The organism is Microbacterium testaceum, from assembly GCF_001476655.1.
In the GTDB taxonomy this organism is placed as follows: Bacteria; Actinomycetota; Actinomycetes; order Actinomycetales; family Microbacteriaceae; genus Microbacterium; species Microbacterium testaceum_C.
This window is the reverse complement of record NZ_LDRT01000260.1, coordinates 1-682: the sequence shown is the minus strand read 5'-3', so window position 1 is coordinate 682 and position 682 is coordinate 1. Positions and strand designations below refer to the sequence as shown.

At 65.5% G+C, this 682-nt stretch carries 2 protein-coding genes; both read right to left on the bottom strand.

Annotation, left to right across the window (positions count from 1 at the left end; all coding sequences use genetic code 11):
- Nucleotides 1–170, bottom strand: a 170-nt coding sequence (locus NS220_RS18880) for an Lrp/AsnC family transcriptional regulator (RefSeq protein ID WP_153004387.1), incomplete at its 3' end; no start/stop codon positions are given.
- A gap of 157 nt (nt 171–327) precedes the next feature.
- A partial coding sequence (locus NS220_RS18875; RefSeq protein WP_153004386.1) for an aldehyde dehydrogenase family protein occupies nt 328–682 on the bottom strand: 355 nt, incomplete at its 5' end.

Below are 682 nucleotides of genomic sequence, written 5' to 3'. Positions count from 1 at the left end.
AGGATGCCGGCATCCTGCAGTTTCTGCACGCGCTGGCGCGTGGCGGTCTCGCTGAGACCGACGGCTTTGCCGATCTCGGCGTAGGAACGCCGCCCGTCTTCCTGCAACTGCTCGACGATCGCCTTCGACACGCGGTCGAGGGAGACGCTGCGATCAGTCGCGGAACTCATGATGGGCGACGGTATCAGCGGAACAACAGGGATATCAATGATGAATCCGGAATTTAAAGTGCCGAAACACGGCGGAAACCGTCGTGGGGTGCCGAGTCTGCAACGCGCGGGCACGCCGAAGGGGCCGGACGTCTCCGCCCGACCCCCCTTCTCGCTTCTACGCCAGGCTCGCCATCACGTGCTTGAGGCGTGTGTAGTCCTCGAAGCCGTATATCGACAGGTCTTTGCCGTAGCCCGAGTGCTTGAAGCCGCCGTGCGGCATGTCCGACACGAACGGGATGTGGGCGTTGATCCACACGCAGCCGAAGTCGAGGTCGCGGCTGAACCGCAGCGCGCGGCCGTTGTCGCGCGTCCAGACCGACGCGGCCAGGGCGTACGGTACCCCGTTCGCGAGCTCGAGCGCCTCCTCCTCGGTCTCGAACGACTGCACCGCCAGGACGGGCCCGAAGACCTCCTGCTGCACGAGTTCGTCGTCCTGGCGGAGGCCCGTGACGACCGTCGGCGCGAAGAAG